Genomic DNA, 21,918 nt, shown 5'->3' on the forward strand with positions numbered 1-21,918 from the left:
GGCTCTCAGTCCAGGGTGAAGTAGTCGGGACCGGAGTAGGTGCCGGTCGTCAGCTTGGTGCGCTGCATGAGCAGGTCGTTGAGCAGGCTGGAGGCGCCGAACCGGAACCAGTCCGGGTCCAGCCAGTCCGCGCCGACGGTCTCGTTGACCATCACCAGGTACTTGATCGCGTCCTTGGTGGTCTTGATGCCGCCGGCCGGCTTCACGCCGACCTGCCGGCCGGTGGCGGCGCGGAAGTCGCGGACCGCCTCCAGCATCACCAGGGTCACCGGCGGGGTGGCGGCCACCGGGACCTTGCCGGTGGAGGTCTTGATGAAGTCGCCGCCGGCCAGCATCGCCAGCCAGGAGGCGCGGCGCACGTTGTCGTACGTGGCCAGCTCGCCGGTCTCCAGGATGACCTTGAGGTGGGCGTCCCCGCAGGCTTCCTTGGTGGCCACGATCTCGTCGTAGACCTCCTTGTAGCGGCCGGCGAGGAACGCGCCCCGGTTGATCACCATGTCGATCTCGTCGGCGCCGGCCGCGACGGCGGCCCGGGTGTCGGCGAGCTTGACCTCCAGCGGCGCCTGACCCGACGGGAACGCGGTCGCCACGCTGGCCAGGTGCACCCCACTGCCGCGCAGCACCTCGGCGACGTGCGGGACCATCGAGGGATAGACGCAGACCGCCCCGACGTGCGGGCAGGACGGGTCGGCCGGGTCGGGGCGCAGCGCCTTGGCCGCGAGGGCCCGCACCTTGCCGGGGGTGTCCGCCCCCTCCAGGGTGGTCAGGTCGACCATCCGGATCGCCAGGTCGATGGCCTGCGCCTTGGCGGTGGTCTTGATGGAGCGGGTGCCGAGCTGCGCCGCCCGCTGCTCCGCGCCGACCTGGTCCACGCCGGGCAGGCCGTGCAGGAAGGTCCGCAGAGCGGTCTCGGATCGTCCCAGCTCGGAGAGTTCCGACCGGGCCGACGTCGCTGTCGCCGTCATGCTCCGAAGTCTACGCATCCGACCGCTGCGTGATCTTGGTCACGGTGCCGTCGGTCGATCCGGGTGGTGAGCGACGTCGCTGCTCCGCCCGCACCCGCAGTGCGGGCGCGGGCGGACCGGTAGGTTGAGCGATCGTGGACGTACACGTCATTGACCATCCGCTCGCCCAGTCGCGGCTGACCGCCATGCGGGACGCGCGCACCGACTCCTCCTCGTTCCGGGCGGCGCTGCACGAACTCACCACCATGCTGGTGTACGAGGCCGCGCGCTCGTTCCCGATCGAGAAGTACCCGGTGCAGACCCCCGTCACCGGCACCGAGGGCACCCGGCTGGCCAATCCGCCGCTGCTCGTGCCGGTGCTGCGGGCCGGCCTGGGCATGGCCGACGCCGCGCTCGGCCTGCTGCCGGAGTCCTCGATGGGCTTCGTCGGCCTGGCCCGCGACGAGGAGACGTACGAGCCGCGCGCCTACATGGAGTCGCTGCCCCGGGACCTGAGCGGCCTGCCGGTGCTGGTGCTCGACCCGATGCTCGCCACCGGCGGCTCGCTGGAGCACTGCTGCCGGCTGCTGGCCGACCGGGGCTGCACCGACATCACCGTGCTCTGCGTGCTCGCCGCGCCCGTCGGTATCGAGCGGCTGGAGCGCTCCGGCCTGCCGTTGCGCCTGGTCACCGCCTCGATCGACGAGGGCCTCAACGACCGGATGTTCATCGTGCCGGGCCTCGGCGACGCCGGCGACCGCCAGTTCGGCGGCATGCCCCGCTTCTAGGCGGAGCCCCCACACCACCCCACCCGCCCCGGCCCGCCGGGGCGGGTGCCCCCGGCCGACAGGGCCGTCCCACCCGGCCGGTGACTTCCCGCCCGGTCGCCGGTAACGATCCGCCCCGCCCGCGACACATACCTGGTGTCCCTGTCAGGAACTGCGGTCGGGAGATCGATCAGATGAAACCCGTGGGTGAGCGGGGCGAGGGCTGGTTCACCAGCCTCTACGCCGCGCACTACCCGGACATCGTCAGGTACGGCCTGCGCCGGCTTCCCGATGCCGACGCGGCAGCCGAACTCGCCCAGGACGTGTTCGTCGTCGTCTGGCGGCGGCGCGGCGAGGTGCCCGAACGCGCCCTTCCGTGGCTCTACGCCGTCGCGCGTCACGTGGTGGCGAACCGGTGGCGGTCCCGGCGCGGCGGTCCGAGCCTGCTCCCGCTCGCCGAGGCGGACCACGTACCGGCACGAATCGTCGAGCCCGACGCCGTCGCGCCGGTGCTCGACCTGCACCGGGCGCTGCGCACGCTGCCCGAAGCAGACCAGGAGATCCTCCGGCTGGTCGGCTGGGAGGACCTGAGCGTCGCGGATGCCGCCGTCGTCCTGGGCTGCACCCGGTCCGCCGCCGCCGTGCGGCTCTACCGGGCCCGGCGCCGACTGCGCACCGCCCTGGCCGCCCCCACCCCCGCCCGCGCCGCCCGGCCGGCGTCCGTCCACGTCTGAGAGGAGCAGCATGCGCACCAAGCAGCAGGTCCGGGAGCTTCTTCACCCGGCCGACCCGGCGCGTGACGTCGTCGTACCGCCGGCACCGTTCTCCGCACACGACCTGATCCTCCGCGCGGAGGACGCGACCGCGACCCCGGCCGGGCCGGCTCGGTCGGTGACGCCCCGGCGCGCCGTGCTGGTCGGCGCAGCCGCCACGGTGGCCGCGCTCGGCTCCGCCGGCATGGTGCGTGTGCTGCGGGATGAGACGGTGCCCGCCGACCCGACCCTGCCGCAGCCGGTCGATGGGGCCGTGCTCCAACCGGTGGCCTACGAGGTCGCCGCTGGCGCCGAACCAGCCGGGCCGCACCTGCGGGCACTTGCCGCGCGCCTCGCGGACGCGCCGCACGACGGAGCCCGTGGCCGCTACGCCTACCACCGGGTCAAGTCCTGGGGAGGCATGATCACGGAGTCTCCCGAGGGTCACATGATGAGCTACGTGCAGGAACGCCGCAGCTGGGCGGCGCACGACGGCGGCCGGTGGTCGGACACGAGAGTCCTGGACGTCGAGTTCCCCGACGCGGCGTCCCGGGAGTACTGGTCCACCCGGATGCGGGCGACCGCGACCCGGCCCAGCCCCAGCGGGTCGTCCGCGCCCCAGGGAAGGCCTGTGGAGGAGCCACGCGGCTGGGAGGAGCGACGGCTGCCGAACGATCGGCCGGCGCTTGCGCGTGAACTCCTGACCGGTCAACCGGCCGGCGACGTGGCCAAGAGGGTCTATGACACCTTCGCCCGTCACCTCGTGCCGCGGCGGACCCGGGCCGACATCCTCACCCTCCTGGCGGACAAGCCCGGCTTCGTGTGGCGCGGCCGGGTCGTCGACCGGGCCGGCCGTTCGGGCGTGGCGGTCACCGCCGACCTCACCCCACCGGCGGACGGGCCGCAGATCCCGCAGCGGGCGCAGATGCTGCTGGTCTTCGACTCGTCAACCGGTGACCTGCTCGCCCACGAGTACCTGGAGCTGGCCCCACGGCGGCGCGTCCTGCACTACGCGTTGCTGATCGAGGCCACTCGTACCGACACGCTCGGCTGACCACCACGATCGTCCGGGCGGGTGGAGCAGGCACTTCACCTGCCCCGACGACGGCGGAGGCGAGGAGGCGTACGGGGGCGGCGGCGCGCCATCGACGTCGAGTTGGTGCGCGGAATGCGCGCACCCGCTAGCGTCTCCGGCCATGACTGGTGTTGCTCTCGCCGAAGAGCTGCTTCTCCTCGCGTACGACGACGAGACCGGCAAGGCGACCATGCCGCGGATCAGCCTCGACCTGGGAATGGCCGCCGCGGTACTGATCGAGTTGGCCCTGGCCGGGCGGATCGTCTACTCCGAGGGGGCCCTGACGGTGGCCGACCCGACGCCGACCGGCGAGCCGCTCGTTGACGGGGTGCTCGCCCGCATCGCCGCCGACACCCCGCACAGCCCGTCGTCCTGGGTGCAGCGGCTGCGGCACGGCCTGCGCGACAAGATCCTCGACGCCCTGTGCACCCAGGGCGTGGTGCGGGACGTCGACGAGACCGAGCTGGGCTTCATCCACGTGCACCGCTACCCGACGGTGGATCCCGCCGTCGAGGCGGACACCCGGCGCCGGCTCGCCGAGGCGCTGGCCGACGGGCAGCTCCCCGACGAGCGGACCGCCGCCCTGGCCACCCTGGTCGCGGTGCTGCGGATGGAGCCGGCCCTGGGCCTGACCGGCGACGCGGCCCGGGACGCCCGCCGCCGCCTGGAGGAGATCGCCGGCGGTGCCGGCTTCTCCGGCAACGTCAGCCTCGACGACTCGGTCGTCCGCCCCTCGGTGGGCCTGGTCGTGGCCGCCCTGGGGAGCGCGGTGGACGCCGCCCTCGGCCCGCGCCGCTGACACGACGCGCACGCCAGCGATCCGGCGCTGCCCGCGCCGCTGACGCCACGCGCACGCCCGATCCGACACCACCCCGGCCCCTTTGCTCTGCTTCAACCCACGCAACACGTGTGGCGCGTTTCCGTTGCGTCGGGTGAAGCAGAGCAAAGGGCGCAGCGGGCGGGTGCCCGGAAGCCCGATCAGAGACCGAGGGCGGCCGCGATCTCCGCGCGCAGGGCCGCGACGGCCTCCGCGGCCCGGGCGCGGGCCGCGGCGACGTCGCCGTCCGCCACCGGCTCCACCACCTCCAGGTACGCCTTCAGCTTCGGCTCGGTGCCGGACGGCCGGATCACCACCCGCGCGGCCCCGGTGCGCAGGATCACCACGTCCGCCTCGGGCAGCAGGTCCTGCGCCTCCGTGACCGGGTGGCCGAGCAGCGCGGTCGGCGTCGCGGCGCGGATCCGGGCCATGGCGTCGGCGATCACCCGCAGGTCGTCCACCCGCACCGAGAGCTGGTCGGTGTGGTGCACGCCGAACTCGGCGGCCAGCTCGTCCAGCCGGTCGGTCAGGGTGCGTCCCTGCGTCTTCAGCCCGGCGGCCAGCTCGGCCACCGTCAGCGCGGCGGTGATGCCGTCCTTGTCGCGGACGTGCTCCGGGGCGACGCAGTAGCCGAGCGCCTCCTCGTAGCCGTAGACCAGCGGCTCGGCCCCGCCGCCGGCCCGCACGATCCACTTGAACCCGGTCAGCGTCTCGTCGTACGGCAGGCCCCGGGCGGCGCACATGGCCCGCAGCAGGGACGACGACACGATCGTGGTGGCGTACAGGCCGGTGACGCCGCGCCGCATCAGGTGGTCGGCCAGCAGCACGCCCACCTCGTCACCGCGCAGCATCCGCCAGCCGGGCCGGTCGGCGTCCGGCTCCGTGGGACCGGCGACCTCCCCGCGGGCGCTCGCCGCCGGGCCGGTGTCCCGGACGACCACCGCGCAGCGGTCCGCGTCCGGGTCGTTGGCGATGGCGATGTCCGCGCCGGTCGACTCGGCGAGGGCGACCAGCCGGTCCACCGCCCCCGGCTCCTCCGGGTTGGGGAAGGAGACGGTCGGGAATGCCGGGTCCGGCTCCGCCTGCTCGGGCACCACCCCCGGCACGGGGAAGCCGGCCCGGGCGAAGGCCGCGGTGAGCACCGCCGCCCCCACCCCGTGCAGCGGCGTGTACGCCACGGCCAGGTCGCGCGGCCCGTCCGGGTCGATCACCCCGGTGGCCCGCTCCACGTAGGAGGCCACCAGGTCGTCGCCGAGCACCTGCCCGGCCGGGCCGAGCGGCACCTCGGCCAGCGGGCCGACCGACCGGATCGCGGCCTCGATGCCGGCGTCGGCCGGCGGCACGATCTGCGCGCCCGCCCCGAGCGCCCCGCCCAGCTCCGCGCCGAGGTAGACCTTGTAGCCGTTGTCCTGCGGCGGGTTGTGGCTGGCGGTCACCATCACTCCGGCGACCGCCCCGAGGTGCCGCACCGCGTACGCGAGCACCGGGGTGGGCAGCGGGCGGGGGAGCAGCAGCGCCGGGCGCCCCGCGCCGGTGGCGACCTGGGCCGTCCGCTCGGCGAACTGCCGGGAGCCGTGCCGGGCGTCGTACCCGATCACCAGCGGGCCGGTGCCGCCCTGGGCCGCGAGCCAGGCGACCAGGCCGGCGGCGGCCTGGGTGACCACCGCGAGGTTCATCCCGTTCGGGCCGGCGCGCAGCGGGCCGCGCAGCCCGGCGGTGCCGAAGGTCAACGGGCCGGCGAACCGGTCGGCCAGCTCCGGGGCGCTCGCCGGCAGGCGGTCGAGCACCGCCCGCAGCTCGTCCCGGCTGGCCGGGTCGGGGTCGTCGTCGAGCCAGCGCCGTGCTTGCTCGCGAATGTCGTCGATGTCAGTGGTTTCCGCCGGCATGCCTCTTGATAGCACGCCGGCGGATCACCGCTTCTCTTCCCCTGCGATCAGCCGGCGTCGGTGAGCTGGAACGTCTTCACCATCTCGTCGAAGATCGGCTTGCTCTCGGCGAACTTGGCGTCGGTGGAGGTGAGGTAGAACGAGTACGACTTGCCGTCGTGGACCACGCCGCGCCAGACACCGTGCCGCTTGGCCTCGCCCTCGCCGCAGGTGTACTCGAACTCGGCCGCCTGCTTGCCGACCCACTCCATCTCGTTCATGGCGAGCTGGGCGTACGGCTTCGCGCAGGACTTGGAGCGGTTCTTCAGACCGTCCTCGGCGACCTCGGCCCAGCGGATCGAGGTGGTGCGGAAGTCCTCCACCAGGATCCGCACCTTGCGGCCCTCGTCCTGCGGGTCGACGTAGTCGACCCAGTTGCCGGCGCTCTTGCGCTCCCAGCCCTGCGGCACCATGACCCGCACGCCCTTGCCGGAGTGCTCCTTCATCTCGGGCGCGCCGCCGGCCGGGGCCGCCGTGGTCGGGGCGGTCTGCGGAACCGTCGGCGTGTCGTCGCCGCCGGTGAACAGGACGACCGCCCCGATCAGCAGCACCACGGCCAGGCCGCCGGCGGCGGCGAGCTGCACCTTGCGGGGCCAGCCCTTGACGGTGCCGACGATCTGGTTGCCGATCGCGCCCACCCGGCCGCCGAGCCCGCCGCCGGGACCGCCCGCGGCCGGCGCGGTGGCGGGGGTCGCCCAGGGCTGCCCGGTGCCCGGCACCGACCACTGGCCGCCGCCGTACGTGCCGCCGAGGTGCTGGGTGGCCTCCGGCGGGCCGCCGAAGACGGGGGCGCCCACACCCACCCGCTGGGTGGCGTCCGGCTGCCCGAAGGCGGGCGCGCCGGTCGCCATCCGCTGGGTGGCGTCCGGCTGGCCGCCGAACCCGACCAGGCCGGCCGCGTTGGTGCGCAGCTGCTGGGTGGCGTCGGAGCCGGCGACCTGCGGCGTGGCCTCGGGGCCGCCGTAGGTGCGGGCGGCCGGCGCGGGGGTGCCCGGGGCCGGCATCGCGCCGGTGGGGGTGTGCAGCGGCCCGGCCAGCGCGTCGGCGCTGGTGTCCTCCATCGCGGTGGGGCTGGCGGGGAGGGCGGCCTGCGCGGGGCGTTCGCCCCGGCGCAGCGCGGCCAGCCGGTCGGTGAGCGACTCGCCGGGGTTGAGCATCGCCCGCCCGCCGATCTGCCCGGTCGGCTTCGGCTGCTCGGGTTGGGCGGCCGGCGGGGCGGGCAGCGGCCGCTGCTGCACCGGCACGACCGAGTACGGGTCGGTCATCGAGTTCACCGCGGCGGCGTTGCTGGTCAGCGGGCCGGCGAGCAGCTCGCGCAGCATCGCCCGGGCGGTGTGCACGTCGAGGCGGCGGGCCGGGTCCTTCTCCAGCAGGCCCATCAGCACCCGGGTCAGCGGCCCGCTGCGCTGCGGCGGGGCGGGCGGGTCCTCGACCACCGCGTGCATGGTCTCGATCGGGTCGCCCTTGTCGAACGGGGGCCGCCCCTCCACCGCCGTGTAGAGCGTGACGCCCAGCGAGAACAGGTCGCTCGGCGGGCCGAACTCCTGGCCCATCGCCCGCTCCGGGGAGATGAAGTGCGGCGAGCCGAGCACCATCCCGGGGGTGGTGAGCTGCACGTCGGTGGGCATCCGGGCCACGCCGAAGTCGGTCAGCACGCAGCGGCCGTCGGCGCAGATCAGGACGTTGGCCGGCTTGACGTCGCGGTGCAGCACGCCGATCGCGTGCGCCACCTCCAGCGCGCCGAGCAGCGCTATGCCGATCTTGGCGACCACCCGCTGCGCGACCGGCCCGTCCTCGATCACCATGTCGGCGAGGCTGCGGGCGTCGAGCAGCTCCATCACGATCCAGGGCCGGCCGCCCTCGGTGACCACGTCGTAGACCTGCACGACGGCCGGGTGCTGGATCGCGGCCGCCGCGCGGGCCTCGCGCAGGGTGCGCTCGTACATGGCGTCGCGGTCGCTGGGGGCCAGACCCGGGGGCAGGACGACCTCCTTGACGGCGACGTCCCGCCGCAGGAGCGTGTCTGTGGCACGCCAGACCGTGCCCATGCCGCCGTTGCCCACCGCGGAACGCAGCGAGTAACGACCACCGATGGTCGTGCCGGGGGTCGCGCGTCCGTTGGGGGGACTGACTGGTCCGCCGCTCCACGTCGGGATCTGAGTCACAGAAAAGCCACCGGGGGAAATCGAGGGGGGCTGGGACACAACTCCCCTATCTTGCTGGTTCCGACGCCCGATGCGAAACCCGACGCGACGGACGTTTACCGAACTGGACCATACGTGCCTTGACGTTCACCTCTCGTCGATGTCCACGGGTCGGGTGTGCGCTATCCCTCACCCGCCGGCGCCGTCGCGCGTCCTACCATCCGCTAATGAGCGAACGGCGGTCAAGCGAGTCCGGTTTCCCGATCAAGGGCGTCTACACGGCCGCCGACCTTCCGGAGGACCTGGACTCCCGGCTGGGCGGCCCGGGCGAGTTCCCGTACACGCGGGGGGTCTACCCCACCATGTACACCTCCCGTCCCTGGACGATGCGCCAGTACGCCGGCTTCGGCACCGCCACCGAGTCCAACGCGCGGTACCACCAGTTGTTGCGGGCCGGCACGATGGGCCTCTCGGTCGCCTTCGACCTGCCGACGCAGATGGGCTACGACTCCGACGACCCGATCGCGCACGGCGAGGTGGGCAAGGTCGGGGTGGCCATCGACTCGATCGAGGACATGCGGCTGCTCTTCGACGGCATCCCGCTGGACAAGGTCTCCACGTCGATGACCATCAACGCGCCCGGCTCGGTGCTGCTCCTGCTCTACCAGCTCGTGGCCGAGGAGAACGGCGTCCCCGGCACGGCGCTGAACGGCACGATCCAGAACGACATCCTCAAGGAGTACATCGCCCGGGGGACGTACATCTTCCCGCCGAAGCCCTCGCTGCGGCTGGTCGCCGACACCTTCGGCTACTGCCGCAAGGAGGTGCCGAAGTGGAACACCATCTCCATCTCCGGCTACCACATGGCCGAGGCCGGCGCGACGCCCGCGCAGGAGATCGCGTTCACCCTGGCCAACGGCGTCGAGTACGTCCGGGCCGCGCTCGCGGCGGGGCTGGCCGTGGACGACTTCGCACCCCGGTTGTCGTTCTTCTTCGTCGCCCGCACCACGCTGCTGGAGGAGGTGGCGAAGTTCCGGGCCGCCCGGCGGATCTGGGCCCGGCTGATGCGCGACGAGTTCGGCGCCAAGGACCCGAAGTCGATGATGCTGCGCTTCCACACCCAGACGGCGGGCGTGCAGCTCACCGCCCAGCAGCCCGAGGTGAACCTGGTCCGGGTGGCGGTGCAGGGGCTCGGCGCGGTGCTCGGCGGCACGCAGTCGCTGCACACCAACAGCTTCGACGAGGCCATCGCGCTGCCCACCGAGAAGGCGGCCCGGCTGGCGCTGCGCACCCAGCAGGTGCTGGCGTACGAGACCGACCTGACCGCCACCGTCGACCCGTTCGCCGGCTCGTACGTGGTGGAGGCGATGACCGCCGAGATCGAGGCGGCGGCGACCGAGCTGATGGACCGGGTCTTCGACCACGGTTCGGCGGTCGACGCCATCGAGGCGGGCTTCCAGAAGCGGGAGATCGAGCAGTCCGCGTACCGGATCGCGCAGGAGATCGACTCCGGCGAGCGGGTGGTGGTGGGCCTCAACCGGTTCGCCATCGACGAGGAGGAGCCGTACGAGCCGCTGCGGGTCGACCCGGCGATCGAGGCGGCGCAGGCCGACCGGCTGGCCCGGCTGCGCGCCGAGCGGGACGCGGGCGCGGTCGAGCGGGCGCTGGCGGAGCTACGGGCCGCCGCCGAGGGCACGGAGAACGTGCTCTACCCGATGAAGGAGGCGCTGCGGGCCCGCGCCACCGTCGGCGAGGTCTGCGGCACCCTGCGCCAGGTGTGGGGGCTGCACCGCCCGGCCGACCGCTTCTGACCGCTTCCGACCCCACCGGCCGTCGGCCGTTCCGGCGGATTCCGCAGGCCGGTCGGTCGGGGCGTTTGCGCAGGTCGCGCCGCGTGCCGGGCGAGCGCTACAGTCGGAGTCAGTTCCCGTCGCCGATCGGCGACGCAGACCGCGGAGCAGGCCCGGCGACGCCGCCGGAGGGGCTTCCGCGTGCGGCGGGGCGGCGTGGCCCACCGGTCACGGCGGTTGCCGGAGGGGTTCGGGGGTATCCCGACGGGGTGGAACCGGACGCACAGGGTGTGCGGTCGTTCCGTGCTCGGCCGTGTGACCGTCTTCGGGGCCTCGCCGCCGACAGCGGTCGCGTAATTGTCCGAGTGTCAGTTCACCGGACCGACTAATGCGACAATTCGGAACGACGGCTCCCGAGATCGGCGTCGATTCGGTGACGACCGGGTCGGTTACGCGGTGTAGGAGGTGTGGGGCAGATGACGGCGTTCGAACGCGATCTACCTGCTGTCCCGCAGATCTACGAACGCTCCCAGCAGGGCATTCGTGACGCTGCGCGCTCTGATCATCACCGGAACGACGTTGCGCAGCGTCACCGCCGGAGGTCTAGGCTGTCTGCTGTTCCTGATGATCCATCCATCTCTAGTGAACGAGAATTCGACGTGACGAGTGCGTTGACGCTGCCGACCGGCAACCAGCTGGCGTCGTCCTGGCCGGAGGCGCCGTCCGGGTCCCAGCCCCTGCCGTTCGAGCTGGACCACCTGCTCGCCCTCCGGGTGCCCGGGCTGATCGCCACCCGCCGTCACCTCCACTCGCATCCGGAGCTCTCCGGCGAGGAGTTCGAGACGGCCGCCCTGATCGCCCGGGAGCTCTCCCTGGCGGGGCTGAGCCCGCGACTGCTCCCCAAGGGCAACGGGGTCATCTGCGACATCGACGGCCGCCCCGACGGCCCGGTGGTCGCGCTGCGCGCCGACATCGACGCGCTGCCGCTGACCGACTCGAAGGACGTGCCGTACCGCTCCACCGTGGACGGCGTCTGCCACGCCTGCGGCCACGACGTGCACACCACCGTCATGCTCGGCGTCGGCATGCTGCTGGCGCAGCTCGCCGACCTCGGCGAGCTGCCCGGCCGGGTCCGGCTGATCTTCCAGCCGGCCGAGGAGATCCTGCCCTGCGGCTCGCTGGAGGTCATCGAGGCCGGCGGCCTCGACGACGTGGTGCAGATCTTCGCGCTGCACTGCGACCCGAACCAGCCGGTCGGCAAGGTCGGCCTGCGGGTCGGCCCGATCACCGCCGCCGCCGACAACGTCACCGTCCGGCTCACCGGCCCCGGCGGGCACACCGCCCGACCGCACCTGACCGTCGACCTGGTCGACGCGCTGGGCCGCCTGATCACCGAGGTGCCGGCCCTGGTCAGCCGCCGGGTGCCGGCCAACAGCGGGCTGCTGCTGGTGTTCGGCCACGCCTCGGCCGGCACCCGTTACAACGTCATCCCCTCCGAGGCGTGCGCCTCCGGCACCCTGCGGGTGATGGACCGCGACACCTGGGAGCTGGCCCCCAAGATCGTGGGTCAGGTCGTCCGCGACGTCATCGCGCCGACCGGGGCCACCGTCGACCTCGAATACCTGCGCGGTCGCCCCCCGGTCAGCAACGACTCGCGGGCCATCCAGATCCTGAGCGCCGCCACCGCCGCCGCGCTCGGGCCGGAGGGCGTCGCCGAGACCCCGCAGAGCATGGGCGGCGAGGACTTCTCCTGGTACCTGGAGTACGTCCCCGGCGCGCTCGCCCGGCTCGGCGTGGGCCGCTCCGGCCCGAACGTGGACCTGCACCGCGCCTCGTTCGACGTCGACGAGCGGGCCATCCCGGTCGGCGTGCGGCTCATGGTCCAGACCGCGCTGCGGGCACTGGCGGCGGCGCGGTAGGCAGCGGCGCCGCCGGCCCGGCCGGCGTCACCGGCGGCGGGCCCCTGCGCCGCCGCCGGCGCAGCACCACCAGCAGCACCACCAGCGGTACGCCGAACACCAGCAGCCAGGGCAGCACCGCGCCCAGCACGGTCAGCAGGACGGTCATCGAGGTAAGGAAGACCTGCCAGCCGCCCTTGAGCCCGACCAGGAAGCCGATCTCGGTCTCCTCGTCGGCGGTGCTGACGTCCGGCCCGACCAGCGACACGGTGATCGTGGACAGGCTTGTCAGGTCCGCCAGCCGCTTCTTCTTCGCCTCCAACGAGGCGAGGTCGGCCTCCCGGCGGGACAGCTCGTTCTCCAGCGACACCAGATCGGTGATCGTGGTGGCCCGGGCCAGCAGCCGGCGGGCGCTCTCCACCCGGGCGCGCTGGGTGGTGATCCGGGCGTCCAGGTCGACCACCTGCTCGGTGACGTCCTCGGTGTGGATCTCCCGGCGCTGCTGCCGGCCCAGCTTCGCCAGCTCGTCGACGACCTCGTGGAACTTCGCCGCCGGCACCCGCAGCTCCAGCTGCGCCGTCGCGTCGGCGTCGGCGCTGCGCCGCTGGTCGCCGCCGACGAAGCCGCCGACTGCCGTCACGGTGGCGATCGCGCTCCGCGAAGCGGCGTCCACATCGTCCACCTGCACCCGCATCGTGCCGGTGTAGATGATGGACCGCTGGTCCACCCGCAGGTCCGGCGCGCCGGCACCGCCCTGCTCGGCCTGCCCGCCGCCCCGCTCGGCCTGCCCGCCGCCCTGCTCCGCCCTGCCGCCGGCCCGGTCCTTGTCCGCCGGGGCGGCCTGCGGCGCGCTGACGGCCGAGTCGTTGCTCCCGCCCGAGTCGCCGCTGCCGCAGGCCGCCAACCCCAGCAGCGCGACCAGCGCGGCGGCCGTCAGCCGTACGCCCCGACGCCGTCGTTCCCGTCCGTCCATCCCGGCTCCCCTCGTCCTCGCCCCCGTGTGGGGCGATACGTCAGACGCGGCGCGCCAACACGCCGGTTCCGGCAGACTGCGCTCAGGACATCACGATTCGATAATCTTGGAGTCACGATGCACATCACCAAGTACGCCCACTCCTGCCTCCGGGTGGAGCACGACGGGGGAGTGCTCGTCGTCGACCCGGGCGTGTTCAGCGAGCCCGCGGCGCTCGACGGGGCGGACGCGGTGCTGATCACCCACGAGCATCCCGACCACGTGCACGTCGAGGCGGTCACCCGGCAGCTCGACCGGCGTCCGTTCCGCATCCACGGCCCGGCTTCCCTCGCCGGCACCCTGGGCGACGCGGCCGAGGCGCTCGACCCGGTCCAGCCCGGACAGTCGTTCACGGCCGCCGGGGTGCCGGTGCGCGCCTACGGCGGCCGGCACGCCGTGATCCACCCCGACCTCCCGGTGGTGGACAACCTGGCCTACCTGATCGGCGACGTGGTCTACCACCCCGGGGACTCCCTGGTCGTCCCGGAGGACGTGCAGGTCGACACGCTCTTCCTGCCGATCCACGCCCCGTGGACGAAGTTCTCCGAGTCGTTGGACTTCCTCCGCGCCGTCGCCCCGCGCCGGGCGTACGCGCTGCACGACGGGCTGCTCAACGACCACGGGCTCGGCGTCCTGAACAGCAACTTCACCCGGCTCTCCGAGGTCGACTACCGCCGGCTCGAACCGGGCACGCGAATCGACGCCTGACGGCGATGCCCGGCCCGCCCCGAGAGCTGGTGCACCGGCTCTACACCACCCCGCCGGACCGGTTCGTCGCGATCCGCGACGAGGCCGCCGCCGAGGCGCGCCGGGCCGGCGACCCGAAGACCGCCCGGGAGATCGCCCGGCTGCGTCGTCCCACCGTGGCCGCCTGGCTGGTCAACCTGCTCGCCATCCGCCGCCCCGAACTGGTCGCCGACCTGGCCCAGCTCGCCGAGGCGCTGCGGTCCGCCCAGCGCGAACTGCGCGGGCCCCGGCTGCGGGAGCTGTCCGCCCAGCGGCGGGCGGTGGTCGGCGCGCTCGTCGCCGAGGTGCGCAAGCTGGCGGCCGAGGCCGAGGGGGCGCCGTCGGCCGGGAAGCTGCCGCTGGCCGAGGTGGAGGGCACCCTCAACGCCGCGCTCTCCGACACCGAGGTCGCCGAGCAGGTCCGCTCCGGCCGGCTGCTGCGGGCCGCCAACTACGCCGGGTTCGGGGAGGTGCCCCGCCCGCAGCTGCGCCTGGTGACCGGCGGCGAGGAGCCGGAACCGGAGCCCCGGCCCGAGCCGGCCGGGAAGCGGCGGGCCGGCGCCGACCGGGCCGCCCTCCGCGCCGAGCAGGCGGAACGAGCGGCCCGGGCGGAACGGGCCCGCCGGCGGCGGGCGCTGGAGAAGGAACTGGCGAAGGCGCGTACCGACCAGGAACGGGCCGAGGCGGAGCTGGCCGACGCGACGGCGGCCGAGCGCGACGGCGCCGCCGCCCTGGACGCGATCGAGGCGGAGCTGGCCGAGCTGGAACGGCGGCGGGCCGTCGCCGAGCAGGACCTGAGCCGGGCGAAGCTCGCCCGCCGCGGGGCGGAACGGACGGCCACCGCCGCCCGCCGCCGCGCCGGCGAGGTCGAGGCGGCGGTCGAGGCCCTCGACGCCGAAGAGGGGGATGCCGAGCCGGGCGACGACGCGGCAGACTGACCCCTGTGGAGGGACGGGTCGACCCGGGAGCGGCCGGATGACGCCGGAGCAGGTCGCCGCGGCCAGCAAGCCCGTGGTGCTCGAACTCGGTGACGCGTTCACCCGCTGCCCGGCCACCCTGCGCCGGGCCCGGCTGCTCGGGATCTCCGGCTGGGCGTTCTACGTCACCGGCCGGGCCGGCGCCCTCGGGGACGTCCGGGCCGAGACGGTCGCCGCCGCCCTCGGCTTCCTCGCCCCCGACGCGGTCGCCGACGGATGGGACGCGGCCCTGCGCACCGTCCGGCCGGTCGAGGTGGCCGCCGCCACCCTCGCCGAGTGCTGCCGCTGGGGCGACGAACACCTCGACGCCCTCCCCGGGGCGGGTCGGCTCGCGGCGCTGCTCGGCCGGGCCGTCGAGGCGGCGGACGCCAGCGGCATGCCGCTCTTCGCCGCGTGGCGGGCGATGCCGGTGCCGGAGCGCACCGCCGGCGCCCGGGCGGCCGTCGGCCTGCGCCTGCTCCGGGAGCACTTCGCCGGGGCGTACCTGCTCGCCGTCCGGGCCGGCGGGATGACTCCGCTGGAGGCCGTCCTCGCCGGGCCGGAGGGGGAGGCGGGCGCGGTGGCCTGCGGCTGGCAGCCGCCGTACCCGCCGGTCGGGCCGCTGGTCCGGCGGCGCCTCTGGGCCGAGGCGGTGACCGACCGGTTGGCCTCGCCGGCGTTCGCGGCACTCGGTCCGGCGGACGGCGCCGAGTTGGTGGACCTGCTCTTCGCGACCCGGGCCCACCTGGCGGGCCGGGGCTGAGCCCGCTTCCGCCCGCACCCGTGCCGGCGCCCCGGACCGGTACGGGCCGACGCCCGACGCCCGGCCGGCGTGACCTGGGGCCGCGCGAAATTCGGCGGCGGTCCGGCGCCCCGCCTGTCAGGATCGCCCCCGTGACTCTCCCCGCCGGCTGGCACGCCCGCCGCCCCACCCTGGACGACGTCCCGGCGATCCTGGCCGTGGTGCACGCCGCCGACACCTTCGCCGTCGGCTACCCCGACTTCGACGCCGAGGACGTGACGGCTGCGCTGACCGCACCGTTCTTCGACCCGGCGCGCGACTCGTGGCTGGTCACCGACCCGGAGGGCGTGGTCGTGGCCTGGGCGACGCTGGACAACCCGACCGGCGTGGGGCGCGAGTTCGTCGAGGTGTACGTGGACCCGGAGCGCGGCGCCGACGTGCGCGCGCCGCTGCTCGCCCGGCAGCTCGACCGCGTCGCCGAACGCGCCGCCGAGCGGGGTGTGCCGGCCCTGACCGTCCGCACCGCCGGCTTCGCCCCCGAGACGCGCTGGGCGGCGGAACTGGCCGAGGCCGGGTTCACCCTCGCCAAGCGGTACGTGCGGATGCGCCGGTCGCTGGCCGGGCTGCCCGCCGAGCCGCCGCCCCCGCCCGGGGTGACCGTCCGCCCGCTGCGCGGCGACGACGAGGCCGACCTGCGCGAGTTCCACCGCATCTACGACATCGCGTTCCGCGACACCCCGGACTACGAGCCCGTCGGCTTCGACCGGTGGCGGGAGCGGATCATCCCGTTCGGCACCACCTGGGACGAGTGGTTCGTCGCCGAGGTCGACGGGGTGCCGGCCGGGGCGCTCCAGTCCTCCGACCAGGCGCTGGAGCAGAACGAGGGCTTCGTGCGGGCCCTGTCGGTGCTGCCGGCGTACCGGCGGCGGGGGGTGGGGGCGGCGCTGCTGTGGCGGGCCTTCACCGTCTATGCCGCCAAGGGCCGGGAGTCCGCCGGGCTGGGCGTCGACCTGACCAATCCGACCGCCCCGGTCACGCTCTACCGGTCCTTGGGGCTGCGCGAGGTGCGCTGGACCGACATGTACGAGTTGGTCGTCCCGGCCACGGGTGTGTGATTGACGACCCCGGCCGGGGCCGGATCGTGGCGGCGGTCCGCCCGGTAGCAGACTGGGGCCGTGGGAATCGCGCTGGGCCGACGGGCCGCGTCAGGCAGACGCGGTGCCGGTGGGGCGGGACCGCAGATCGGTGACGTAGTCGTCCGGCGCGCCCGCCTTCTCGGCGGCGTTCGCGATCTCCGACAGGTACCACGAGGTGGGCAGGCCGCCCTCGTAGCCGTCGAAGACGTAGACCCACGCGGTCACGTCACCGTCGAGGGTGGAGACGCGCACGTGCAGCTTGCGGTACGTGCCGGCGGTAACCCCCTCGATCTCGTCGAGCTGGGCGGCGTCGTAGGGGTGGATGTCGTAGAGCGCCACGAACACCCGGTCGCCGGGGGACTCGACGACGGTGCTGACCGCGCCCTCCCAGCCGATCACGTCCTCGCCCGCGAAGGTGAGCCGCCAGCCTTCCAGCCAGCCGGTGCCCACCATCGGCGAATGCGGGCAGTAGGCGCGCATGCGGGCGGGGTCGAGGTTTGAGCCGTAGGCGGCGTAATGACGCACGGCGATGACGATAGCCCGCCCGCCGGGTGGGGGAGAATACGACGGTGCGTGTCGGACGCGTTCGGGAGAAGAAAGTCACTGTGAGCACTGACGAAGGGCGAGCGCTGTGAGCCGGATCGTGATCATCGGCGGCGGACCGGCGGGCTACGAGGCCGCCCTGGTCGCCGCGCAGCTTGACGCCGACGTCACCGTCGTGGAGGCCGAGGGCGCCGGCGGGGCCTGCGTGCTCTCCGACTGCGTCCCGTCGAAGACGTTCATCGCCAGCTCCGAGGTGGTGACCGGCTACCGGGACACCGAGGAGTTCGGGGTGCACTCCGACGGGCTGGAGGCCGTCACCGTCGACGCCCGGGCGGTGCACGAGCGGGTCAAGCGCCTCGCGCTGGCCCAGTCCGCCGACATCCACGCCAAGCTGGTCAAGGCGGGGGTGACCTTCGTCGCGGGCACTGCCCGGCTCGGCGAGGACACGCTCGGGCACACCCACCGCGTGGTCGTCACCCCGGCCGACGGCGGTGGGGAGCACACGATCGACGCGTCGACCGTGCTGATCGCCACCGGCGCCACCCCGCGCCAACTGCCCACCGCCGTACCGGACGGCGAGCGCATCCTGACCTGGCGCCAGGTGTACGACCTGCCGGAGCTGCCCGAGCACCTGGTCGTGGTCGGCTCCGGCGTCACGGGCGCCGAGTTCGCCAGCGCCTACCTCGCGATGGGCGTCCAGGTGACCCTGGTCTCCAGCCGCGACCGGGTGATGCCGCACGAGGACGCCGACGCGGCGATGGCCATCGAGCGGGTCTTCCGCAACCGGGGCATGAGCATCCTGAACAACTCCCGGGCCGACGCCGTGCGCCGCACCGCCGACGGGGTGGAGGTCGAGCTCTCCGACGGCCGGAAGGTGTCCGGCTCGCACGCGCTGATCGCGGTCGGCTCGATCCCCAACACCGCCGACCTGGGCCTGGCCGAGTACGGCGTCGAGCTGGCCCGGGGCGGGTACGTCACCGTCGACCGGGTCTCCCGCACCAACGTGCCCGGCATCTACGCCGCCGGCGACTGCACCGGGGTGCTGCCGCTGGCCAGCGTCGCCGCCATGCAGGGCCGGATCGCGATGTGGCACGCGCTCGGCGAGGCCGTCCGGCCGCTGCGGCTGCGTACCGTCGCGGCGAACGTGTTCACCGACCCGGAGCTGGCCACCGTCGGCGTCTCGCAGGACGAGGTCGACGCGGGCAAGGTGCCGGCCCGGCAGGTCATGCTGCCGCTGGACGGCAACGCCCGCGCGAAGATGGACGGCCTCGCCGACGGCTTCGTCAAGCTCTTCTGCCGACCGGCGAGCGGCCAGGTGATCGGCGGCGTGGTGGTGGCGCCGAAGGCGAGCGAGCTGATCCTGCCGATCACCATGGCGGTGGAGAACAACCTCACCGTCAACGAGCTGGCCCAGACCATCACGATCTACCCGAGCCTCTCCGGCTCCATCACCGAGGCCGCCCGCCAGCTCATGCTCCACGAGCTGGAGTGACCCGGCCGCCCGGGAGGTCGGCCGTGGGTGACCGGCGGAGCAGGGTGACCGCGACGACGGCGAGCACGGCGACCTCGGTGAGGATGAGCAGCCGCTCGACCAGCCCGAGCAGCAGCCGGTCGCCCGGGTAGGCCGACCAGACCATCGTCGCGGCGAGGGCCAGGCTGACCAGGGTGAGTCCGCGGACCGCGCGGGCGATGGCCGGCAGCCGGGCCGCGAGCAGCCAGCCGGCGAGCGGCAGCGCCAGGAAGGCGACCACCGAGGCGTACCGGTGGACGTAGGCGGCGGTGTCCATGGGCAGGCCGGGCTCGTTCGTCGGCACGACCGCGGCCAGCAGCAGCCCGCCGATCCAGGCGGCCAGGAGCAGTTCGGCGGCCCGCCCCGGGCGGGCGGCGGGGGCGCGGTGCGCGCGCCGCAGGGCGGGCAGGAGCACGGCGGTGGCCGCGGCGAGCACGACCATGGCCGCGTCGATCACGCCACCGCGGTCGGAGACCGCGAAGTCGCTGACGGTCAGTGCCCAGGGGTCCAGGTCGTCGTTCACCTCGAGGTGGCCGATCACGGCGAGCAGCGCCGCCACGGCGATCCCGCCGAGGGCCAGCAGTCCACTGTTCCGGGTACCAGGCATGCCTCAGCCTGTCCCGCAGGGGACCCCAGACGGATCCGGGCGGGCCACCGAGATCGGCCCCGGGGACCACCCCTAGGCGGCCGGGGTGGGTCGGTCCGCCCCGGGAACGTCCGCCCGCGCCCCGACGACGACCGGCACCGCCGGATCCGGCCCGGCCGCCCGCCGGGCACCGACGACGGTCATGGCCCAGCCCGCCGCCGCGAACCCGGCCGCCGCCACCGCCGCGATCACCGCCAGCCGCCACGCCGACTCGGTCAGCGCCGTCCCGCCCAGGTGCCCGACCAGCCCGCCGTACGTCGCCCAGCCCAGCGCCGCCAGGCCCTCGTAGAGCAGGAACAGCCGGTACGGGTACCGGCTGCGGCCGGCCGAGAAGCAGGCCGCCATCCGGCCGCCCGGCACGAAGCGGCAGAGCAGGATGACGAGCGGGCCGGGCCGGCGCAGCCCCTGGGTGACCCGGCTGGCGACCCGTCGGGCGCGGCCCGGCGCGACGTCGCGCGGCGACCGGCGACCGGGTGCGCCCCGCCCGAGCAGGTAGCAGGCGAGGTCTCCGGCGAAGACGCCGAGCGCGCCGACGGCGATGGTCACCGGCAGGTTCAGCCCGCCGTACACGGTCAGGGCGCCGCTGGTGATCATGACGACCTGGGTGGGGATCACCGGGACGAAGGCGTCGGCGATCAGCAGCCCGAGCAGCGCGAGGTACGCCCAGGTCGGCGACGCGACCTCAGTGAGTAGTTCGGGCACCACTGCCACCTCGCCGGATGGGGCCGATCGGTGTGTCGAGCCTGACGGCGTGTCCGGCGTCACCGGGCACGGCCCTGGCTCGTGGTGACCGCCGACACGGCAGGGCTACCCGGGACCAACGAGCGGGCGTCGGCGAAGGTGACGCGACGGCGTACCGCCGAGGGTCGGCGGATCCGCGTCGGTCGGCGTACCGTTGTCGGCGCGCGGCCCCACCACCGTCGGGTCCCCCGTTCTCGACGACCGGGCCGCCGCGGGCCGCCGGCAGGTCCCGTGCCGGCGGCCCGCCCCCGTTCCGCGGGCCGCCCGCTCCCGCGACCCCGGGCAGGGCGCGAGGTGCCGCGCCGCCCGCGAAAAATCGGCTGCCGCACCCGCGCGGGCGGGCGTACCGTCGCCGCATGAGCAGTGCGGTGCTGACGACGACGCCGGGAGACCCTGGCGCGCCGCACTGACCTGACCGTCGACGAGGCCCCGGGGCGATCCGCCCCGGGGCCTCGTGGCGTCCGGTGACCGGGTCGCTTCCGGGTCGTACCCGATCAAGGAGCGCGACATGATCGACCACCGCAGGCTCGGCCGGGAGCTGGACCTGTTCGTCTCCGACCCGCTGGCCGGCGCCGGACTGCCGCTCTGGCTGCCGGCCGGCGCCGCCGCCCGGCACGCCGTCGAGGAGTACGTCCGCGACCTGGAGCGCCGGGCCGGCTACCGGCACGTGCACACCCCGCCGCTGGGCAAACGGGAGCTGTTCGAGCTCTCCGGCCACCTCGGCTACTTCGCCGACGACATGTTCCCCCCGATGAAGCTCTCCGCCGACGACGAGTTCGTGTTGCGCCCGGCGCTCTGCCCGCACCACGCCCTCGTCTACCGGGCCCGGGGCCGCTCCTACCGGGAACTGCCGCTGCGGATCGCCGAGCTGGGCGGCATGTACCGGGCCGAGCGCTCGGGGGTGCTCGGCGGGCTGTCCCGGGTGCGGGCCATCTCGCTCAACGACGCGCACAACTTCTGCGCACTGGAGCAGGTGGGCGAGGAGGTGGCGGAGATCCTCCGGCTGATCCGCGAGGCGCACGCCGCGCTCGGCGTACGGCCGGCGGGGTTCCGGCTGTCGCTGCGCGGGCCGGGGGAGAAGTACGTCGGGGACGACGACCAGTGGGCGCGGGCCGAGGAACTGCTCCGTGCCGCGCTCGACGGGGTGGAGTTCACCGAGGCCCCGGGGGAGGCGGCGTTCTACGGGCCGAAGATCGACATCCAGGTGCTGGACGCCGCCGGGCGGGAGTCCACCCTCTCCACCGTCCAGCTCGACTTCGACAAGCCGGAGCGGTTCGACCTGTCGTACACCGACCCGACCGGGGGGCGGCGTCGGCCGGTGATGGTGCACCGCAGCCTCGTCGGCAGCATGGAGCGGCTGTTCGCGTACCTGATCGAGGTGCACGAGGGCGCCTTTCCCGCCTGGTACGCCCCGGTGCAGCTGGTCGTGCTGCCGGTCGGGGACGACCAGGCCGGGGCGGCTGCCCGACTCGCCCGGGACGCGCTCGCGGCGGGGCTGCGGGTCGAGGTGGAGTCGGCCGGCTCGCTGGGCGCCCGCATCCGCGACGCCGCCCGCGCCCGGGTCCCGTACGCCGCCGTGATCGGTCCCCGCGAGGCGGCCGAGGGCGACGTCTCGCTGCGCCTGCGCGGCGGCCGCGCCCTGGACCCGATGCCCGCCGCCGACGCCCTCCGGCTGATCGGCGCGGTGGTGGCCGAGCGCGCCCACGACCTGCTGCCGGTCGGCTGACCGAGGGCCCGGCACCGGCCGGCGCCGTCACCGCCGGTCGGTGCCGAGGCCGGCGTCCCGGGCCCGGG

Annotated in this window: 19 protein-coding genes; 12 read left to right on the forward strand and 7 right to left on the reverse strand. The window is 74.5% G+C overall.

Features of this window, described 5'->3' with window-relative positions; genetic code table 11:
- Positions 1 to 5: 5 nt before the first annotated feature.
- Positions 6 to 965 carry a deoxyribose-phosphate aldolase gene (gene deoC, locus AB0L34_RS10910; RefSeq protein ID WP_357458465.1) on the reverse strand — a complete coding sequence of 320 codons (960 nt, stop codon included), beginning with the start codon at positions 963 to 965 and terminating at the stop codon, positions 6 to 8.
- A gap of 134 nt (positions 966 to 1,099) precedes the next feature.
- On the opposite strand from deoC, the gene upp reads away from it, so the two are divergent.
- From upp to AB0L34_RS10930, 4 genes are all read left to right on the forward strand, one after another.
- Positions 1,100 to 1,732: a uracil phosphoribosyltransferase gene (gene upp, locus AB0L34_RS10915; protein WP_334558303.1), complete on the forward strand. Its 633-nt coding sequence runs from the start codon at positions 1,100 to 1,102 to the stop codon at positions 1,730 to 1,732.
- A 173-nt stretch (positions 1,733 to 1,905) separates the two neighbouring features.
- Positions 1,906 to 2,445: a sigma-70 family RNA polymerase sigma factor gene (locus AB0L34_RS10920; protein WP_363703848.1), complete on the forward strand. Its 540-nt coding sequence runs from the start codon at positions 1,906 to 1,908 to the stop codon at positions 2,443 to 2,445.
- A 10-nt stretch (positions 2,446 to 2,455) separates the two neighbouring features.
- On the forward strand, positions 2,456 to 3,517 hold the full coding sequence (locus AB0L34_RS10925) for a hypothetical protein (RefSeq protein ID WP_363703850.1): 1,062 nt from the start codon (positions 2,456 to 2,458) through the stop codon (positions 3,515 to 3,517).
- A 142-nt stretch (positions 3,518 to 3,659) separates the two neighbouring features.
- Entirely contained in the window at positions 3,660 to 4,337 is a 678-nt protein-coding gene (locus AB0L34_RS10930) for a GPP34 family phosphoprotein (RefSeq protein ID WP_363703852.1), read from the forward strand.
- Positions 4,338 to 4,516: 179 nt separating this feature from the next.
- Here the strand turns inward: AB0L34_RS10930 and AB0L34_RS10935 are convergent, their stop codons facing one another.
- On the reverse strand, positions 4,517 to 6,241 hold the full coding sequence (locus tag AB0L34_RS10935; protein WP_363703854.1) for a phospho-sugar mutase: 1,725 nt from the start codon (positions 6,239 to 6,241) through the stop codon (positions 4,517 to 4,519).
- 47 nt (positions 6,242 to 6,288) lie between these two features.
- Positions 6,289 to 8,445: a serine/threonine-protein kinase gene (locus tag AB0L34_RS10940; RefSeq protein WP_363703856.1), complete on the reverse strand. Its 2,157-nt coding sequence runs from the start codon at positions 8,443 to 8,445 to the stop codon at positions 6,289 to 6,291.
- A 206-nt stretch (positions 8,446 to 8,651) separates the two neighbouring features.
- On the opposite strand from AB0L34_RS10940, the gene AB0L34_RS10945 reads away from it, so the two are divergent.
- Positions 8,652 to 10,235, forward strand: a complete 1,584-nt coding sequence (locus tag AB0L34_RS10945; RefSeq protein WP_363703858.1) for a methylmalonyl-CoA mutase family protein — start codon at positions 8,652 to 8,654, stop codon at positions 10,233 to 10,235.
- Positions 10,236 to 10,873: 638 nt separating this feature from the next.
- Positions 10,874 to 12,133, forward strand: a complete 1,260-nt coding sequence (locus AB0L34_RS10950) for an amidohydrolase (protein WP_363703860.1) — start codon at positions 10,874 to 10,876, stop codon at positions 12,131 to 12,133.
- Here the strand turns inward: AB0L34_RS10950 and AB0L34_RS10955 are convergent.
- On the reverse strand, positions 12,090 to 13,085 hold the full coding sequence (locus AB0L34_RS10955) for a DUF4349 domain-containing protein (RefSeq protein ID WP_363703862.1): 996 nt from the start codon (positions 13,083 to 13,085) through the stop codon (positions 12,090 to 12,092). The two genes, AB0L34_RS10950 and AB0L34_RS10955, sit on opposite strands and share 44 nt — an antisense overlap.
- Positions 13,086 to 13,202: 117 nt before the next feature.
- Between AB0L34_RS10955 and AB0L34_RS10960 the strand changes: the two genes are divergently transcribed.
- The 4 genes from AB0L34_RS10960 (at position 13,203) to AB0L34_RS10975 (ending at position 16,663) form a co-directional block, all read left to right on the forward strand.
- Entirely contained in the window at positions 13,203 to 13,832 is a 630-nt protein-coding gene (locus AB0L34_RS10960) for an MBL fold metallo-hydrolase (protein WP_363703864.1), read from the forward strand.
- Between the two features lie 5 nt (positions 13,833 to 13,837).
- Positions 13,838 to 14,788 (forward strand): hypothetical protein, encoded by a 951-nt coding sequence (locus AB0L34_RS10965; protein ID WP_363703866.1) that lies wholly within the window; start codon positions 13,838 to 13,840, stop codon positions 14,786 to 14,788.
- A gap of 37 nt (positions 14,789 to 14,825) precedes the next feature.
- On the forward strand, positions 14,826 to 15,569 hold the full coding sequence (locus AB0L34_RS10970) for a hypothetical protein (protein ID WP_357458432.1): 744 nt from the start codon (positions 14,826 to 14,828) through the stop codon (positions 15,567 to 15,569).
- 131 nt (positions 15,570 to 15,700) lie between these two features.
- Complete coding sequence (locus AB0L34_RS10975; protein ID WP_363703868.1) at positions 15,701 to 16,663, forward strand: GNAT family N-acetyltransferase; 963 nt, start codon at positions 15,701 to 15,703, stop codon at positions 16,661 to 16,663.
- 90 nt (positions 16,664 to 16,753) lie between these two features.
- On the opposite strand, the gene AB0L34_RS10980 is transcribed toward AB0L34_RS10975, so the two are convergent.
- The gene (locus AB0L34_RS10980) at positions 16,754 to 17,209 is read right to left on the reverse strand and encodes a gamma-glutamylcyclotransferase (protein ID WP_350703507.1); all 456 of its coding nucleotides are present in this window, start codon (positions 17,207 to 17,209) and stop codon (positions 16,754 to 16,756) included.
- A gap of 106 nt (positions 17,210 to 17,315) precedes the next feature.
- Between AB0L34_RS10980 and AB0L34_RS10985 the strand changes: the two genes are divergently transcribed.
- Complete coding sequence (locus AB0L34_RS10985) at positions 17,316 to 18,719, forward strand: NAD(P)H-quinone dehydrogenase (protein WP_357458426.1); 1,404 nt, start codon at positions 17,316 to 17,318, stop codon at positions 18,717 to 18,719.
- Here the strand turns inward: AB0L34_RS10985 and AB0L34_RS10990 are convergent.
- The gene (locus AB0L34_RS10990) at positions 18,697 to 19,344 is read right to left on the reverse strand and encodes a DUF998 domain-containing protein (RefSeq protein ID WP_363703870.1); all 648 of its coding nucleotides are present in this window, start codon (positions 19,342 to 19,344) and stop codon (positions 18,697 to 18,699) included. The two genes, AB0L34_RS10985 and AB0L34_RS10990, sit on opposite strands and share 23 nt — an antisense overlap.
- A gap of 72 nt (positions 19,345 to 19,416) precedes the next feature.
- Positions 19,417 to 20,085 (reverse strand): DedA family protein, encoded by a 669-nt coding sequence (locus AB0L34_RS10995; RefSeq protein ID WP_363703872.1) that lies wholly within the window; start codon positions 20,083 to 20,085, stop codon positions 19,417 to 19,419.
- Positions 20,086 to 20,632: 547 nt separating this feature from the next.
- On the opposite strand from AB0L34_RS10995, the gene thrS reads away from it, so the two are divergent.
- Positions 20,633 to 21,850: a threonine--tRNA ligase gene (thrS, locus tag AB0L34_RS11000; RefSeq protein WP_363703874.1), complete on the forward strand. Its 1,218-nt coding sequence runs from the start codon at positions 20,633 to 20,635 to the stop codon at positions 21,848 to 21,850.
- The last annotated feature ends 68 nt before the right edge of the window (positions 21,851 to 21,918 follow it).

Source organism: Micromonospora sp. NPDC052213 (assembly GCF_040679695.1).
Lineage (GTDB): Bacteria > Actinomycetota > Actinomycetes > Mycobacteriales > Micromonosporaceae > Micromonospora.

Excerpts from the sequence above, each read along its gene's own strand:
- AB0L34_RS10965 (WP_363703866.1), top strand. The coding sequence starts at position 13,838 with ATGCCCGGCCCGCCCCGAGAGCTGGTGCACCGGCTCTACACCACCCCG.
- AB0L34_RS10960 (WP_363703864.1), top strand. The coding sequence starts at position 13,203 with ATGCACATCACCAAGTACGCCCACTCCTGCCTCCGGGTGGAGCACGAC.
- deoC (WP_357458465.1), bottom strand. The coding sequence starts at position 965 with ATGACGGCGACAGCGACGTCGGCCCGGTCGGAACTCTCCGAGCTGGGA.
- AB0L34_RS10920 (WP_363703848.1), top strand. The coding sequence starts at position 1,906 with ATGAAACCCGTGGGTGAGCGGGGCGAGGGCTGGTTCACCAGCCTCTAC.
- AB0L34_RS10955 (WP_363703862.1), bottom strand. The coding sequence starts at position 13,085 with ATGGACGGACGGGAACGACGGCGTCGGGGCGTACGGCTGACGGCCGCC.
- AB0L34_RS10970 (WP_357458432.1), top strand. The coding sequence starts at position 14,826 with ATGACGCCGGAGCAGGTCGCCGCGGCCAGCAAGCCCGTGGTGCTCGAA.
- thrS (WP_363703874.1), top strand. The coding sequence starts at position 20,633 with ATGATCGACCACCGCAGGCTCGGCCGGGAGCTGGACCTGTTCGTCTCC.
- AB0L34_RS10935 (WP_363703854.1), bottom strand. The coding sequence starts at position 6,241 with ATGCCGGCGGAAACCACTGACATCGACGACATTCGCGAGCAAGCACGG.
- AB0L34_RS10990 (WP_363703870.1), bottom strand. The coding sequence starts at position 19,344 with ATGCCTGGTACCCGGAACAGTGGACTGCTGGCCCTCGGCGGGATCGCC.
- AB0L34_RS10930 (WP_363703852.1), top strand. The coding sequence starts at position 3,660 with ATGACTGGTGTTGCTCTCGCCGAAGAGCTGCTTCTCCTCGCGTACGAC.
- AB0L34_RS10945 (WP_363703858.1), top strand. The coding sequence starts at position 8,652 with ATGAGCGAACGGCGGTCAAGCGAGTCCGGTTTCCCGATCAAGGGCGTC.
- AB0L34_RS10925 (WP_363703850.1), top strand. The coding sequence starts at position 2,456 with ATGCGCACCAAGCAGCAGGTCCGGGAGCTTCTTCACCCGGCCGACCCG.